Raw genomic sequence first — 3,391 nt, forward strand, 5'->3', positions numbered from 1 at the left:
CGGCAGCACCGCGGCGGCCACCGCCCCGCAGCCGCCGGCCCCGCCCGAGCCGCAGCCGGCCGCCAGTGCCGAACAAACCCCTGCGCCGACGCCGCCTGCACCGACGGCGGTTGAACAGCCAATCCAGGCGACCGATGTTGCCGAGGCCACCACCGATTTCGTGGTGCCGCCCACCAGCGTGCCGCGCACCGAAGTGCGGGTGATTCCGCGCGAAGCCCCCGAGGTGCAGGTGCGCGAGCGCACCGTGGAAGTGGTGGAAGCCCCCGCCGCACGCGCGGTTACGCCCACGCTGCGGCCGGTTGAGCCGCAGCTGCGTACGCCGGAAGTGGCGGTGCGCGAGCGCGAGGTCACGGTGGTGAACGCACCCACGCCGCCGGTGCCCACGCCGGGCCCGCGCGTGGAAGTGACGCTGCCGCAGCGCGAACTGCAGGTGCGCGAACGCGAGATTGCACCGGCCCCGTCGGTATCAGTCACGGTGGCGCCGGTACCGCAGCGCGAGATCAGCGTGCCCGGGCGAAGCCCGGAGGTCACCGTGCGCGAACGTGCGGTGCCCAACGCCGCGCCGCGTCCGTCGCCATCACCGACGCCGGCAGCGTCCACCGCCGCGACCACGCCCAGCCCGACCGCTGGCGCGGCGACCCAGCCGTCGCCGAGCCGCAACGCGGCGTCTGCGACGACGCCGTCGAAGACCCCGTCCAGTACGCCGGCCGCACGCCCCGCACCGAACCCGGGCAACTGGGCAACGCCGGCGCGCGGCGACGATTGGGGTGCGGCCGACCGCAACCGCGATGGCGACCGCAGCGGCGCGCAGGCCAACCAGGGCGCCGGACGCACCGGGGATGGGCTGTTCAATGCCGACGGCAGCGTGCGCGTGCCCGGCCAGGAAGGCAGCGGTGACACCGCGCGCGGCGCGCCGGGTGGCGACAACGATGGCTGGAGCCGCGAGCGCATCGCACAGTCGGGCACGTGGCTGAAGCGGCCGCCGTACGACTACACCCCGACCTCGTTCGACAAATATTGGGCGCCCAACGAATCGTTGCTGGCCGAATGGGTGCGCAAGGGCATCAAGGCCGTGGAGATTCCGATTCCGGGCAGCAGCTCTAAGATCTCCTGCGTGGTATCGATCCTGCAGTTCGGCGGCGGCTGCGGCCTGACCGACCCGAACATGCAGGACCAGCCGGCCGTGGCCCGCCCGCCGCCGGATGTTCCGTTCAAGAAAGAGCTGCAGGAAGATAACGGCAGCCGGTAACCCGGCGGTAGCGCGACGCCGCGCGTGGCTATCGCGGTGCCGAGAGAATCCGGTAGAGCCACGCCGCGCGTGGCTATCGCGGTGCCGGATATCCCGCAGCCACCCATGGGGTGGCTCTACGGCGTTGGATCATTCGCGCAGCGCGATGGGTGTTTGATCATTCCTGCAGCGCGACGAACGCCCAGAACGGCACGTCCTGGCCGCTCCACGCCTGGCTGGTCTCATCCAGCACGTCCAGCAGCGTGTCGAAATCCGCGGTGGCATCGGCCTTCAGCCCATCGGCATCGCTGAAGAACAGCGCATGCCCATCGGCCTTCAGCCACGACAGGTCGCGCAGGCTGTCCGACAGCGCATCCCAATTGCCGCCAAACGAGCTCGGAAAATCCAGCTGCGCGGCAATGCGCGCCAGCAGCGTGCGTTTGTCATGGCAGCCCTGCAGGTCGATGGTGGCCACGCGCAGCCCGGCATCGCGCATCGCGGCCGACAGCGGGCCGATATCGTCGTTGGTGACCGAATACACGCCGGCGTTGTTGATATCGTCCAGGCCCAGTTCGAATGCATCGTGGTTCATTGCCAGCTCCCGGCGGGTGGGACCTCGAAACTGCGGAAGGTTTCGTAATGGTCATCGGTGTAGAACCAACCGGTCGGCGGGTTGCCGCCGGTCACGATGCGGCGCGCACCGCGATTGCCGGCGCCCGGGGTATCGACCGTGTACTCGCGGTAATAGCCGCGTGGGCGCTCCGGCAGCCGCTGTTCGCGGTTGCTGAAGACCCCACCGTCTTGACGGTGCGGGTAGGGGCCGCCGCGCTGGATCAGCACGATGGTCTGCCGCGCTTCGGCAGGCAGGAAGGCGGGCAGGGCGCTGGAAGACTGCTGCGCGGTAGCGCCCGGGTTGCCCGGTGCGTCGTTGCGGACTGCGGGGCCTGCATCGGGTTGGGTCAGCGACGGGGCGAACTGTGGCTTGGGCGCGCGCTGCGCTTCCTTGATGGCGAACAGGCCGCCGACCAGCAGGACGATTGCAACGAGCAGTAATAGGGGTTTGCGCATGGGCGGGCATGGCGTGTTGGGTGGGGGTACTGTACTGCGTCTTTGTTTAACGCTGCTTGGTTGCCACGCAGGGCGTGGAATTACGGCTGCGGATGGGGTGCGTGGTTGCCACGCATGGCGTGGCACTACGCTTCGTTTGGTGTCGTGCGGGTCGTCACCGGTGCGTAACATGTGGAGCCTTCGCAACGAACTTTCCTTTACGTGGGGCTTGGTAAGCTTGTTGGCCATCCCCATCATCCACTTCGCAACGCCCTGCCTTCGCCGGGCGAGTGAGCTACCAGGAGATCCACATGGCCTACACCCTCCCCAAGCTGTCCTACGCCTACGACGCGCTCGAGCCGCATATCGATGCGGCCACGATGGAAATCCATCACACCAAGCACCACCAGACCTATATCAACAACGTCAACGCGGCACTGGAAGGCACCGAGTACGCCGACCTGCCGATCGAAGAGCTGGTGAAGAAGACCAAGTCGCTGCCGGAGAACCTGCAGGGCGTGGTGCGCAACAACGGTGGCGGCCACGCCAACCACTCGCTGTTCTGGACCGTGATGGCCCCGAATGCCGGCGGCAACCCGGTCGGTGACGTCGCCCAGGCGATCGACGCCCAGCTCGGCGGCTTCGAGAAGTTCAAGGAAGCCTTCACCAAGGCCGCGCTGACCCGCTTCGGCAGCGGCTGGGCCTGGCTGAGCGTCACCCCGGACAAGAAGGTCGTGGTGGAAAGCAGCGCCAACCAGGACAGCCCCCTGGAAAACGGCAACACCCCGATCCTGGCGCTGGACGTGTGGGAACACGCCTACTACCTGAAGTACCAGAACCGTCGCCCGGAATACATCGGCGCGTTCTTCAACGTCGTCGACTGGAAGGAAGTCGAGCGTCGTTACCAGGAAGCCATCGCCTGATTGTTTTGGCGGATTGAATGCGAAAAGGCCGGGCGGAGACGCCCGGCCTTTTCGTTTGAGGCGGCCGGGCAGAGCCCCGCGCCAGTCTCATATAGACAAGGGGGGGGGGGGGAGACCGTACTAGATGTCGTATGGCGTGGTGAGCGTGAAAAAAAAAAATGGGGGGGGGGGGGGGGGGGGGGGGGGGGGGGGG

4 protein-coding genes are annotated in these 3,391 nt (G+C 67.7%); 2 read left to right on the forward strand and 2 right to left on the reverse strand.

What is annotated here, in order from left to right:
• Window positions 1–1,249 (forward strand): hypothetical protein (locus ACOZHM_RS19115; protein ID WP_421570885.1); only part of this gene is annotated, 1,249 nt, incomplete at its 5' end.
• A gap of 157 nt (window positions 1,250–1,406) precedes the next feature.
• Here ACOZHM_RS19115 and ACOZHM_RS19120 read toward each other — a convergent pair.
• A complete protein-coding gene (locus tag ACOZHM_RS19120) occupies window positions 1,407–1,820 on the reverse strand; it encodes a barstar family protein (protein ID WP_421570886.1) in 414 nt (137 codons plus the stop codon).
• Window positions 1,817–2,296, reverse strand: a complete 480-nt coding sequence (locus ACOZHM_RS19125; RefSeq protein ID WP_421570887.1) for a ribonuclease domain-containing protein — start codon at window positions 2,294–2,296, stop codon at window positions 1,817–1,819. Before ACOZHM_RS19125 ends, ACOZHM_RS19120 begins: the two co-directional genes overlap by 4 nt.
• Before the next feature lie 290 nt (window positions 2,297–2,586).
• Here ACOZHM_RS19125 and ACOZHM_RS19130 point away from each other — a divergent pair, with 290 nt between their 5' ends.
• Window positions 2,587–3,198 carry a superoxide dismutase gene (locus ACOZHM_RS19130; RefSeq protein ID WP_421570888.1) on the forward strand — a complete coding sequence of 204 codons (612 nt, stop codon included), beginning with the start codon at window positions 2,587–2,589 and terminating at the stop codon, window positions 3,196–3,198.
• Window positions 3,199–3,391: the final 193 nt, after the last annotated feature.

The organism is Stenotrophomonas sp. PD6 (genome assembly GCF_049199305.1).
Taxonomy (GTDB): Bacteria; Pseudomonadota; Gammaproteobacteria; order Xanthomonadales; family Xanthomonadaceae; genus Stenotrophomonas.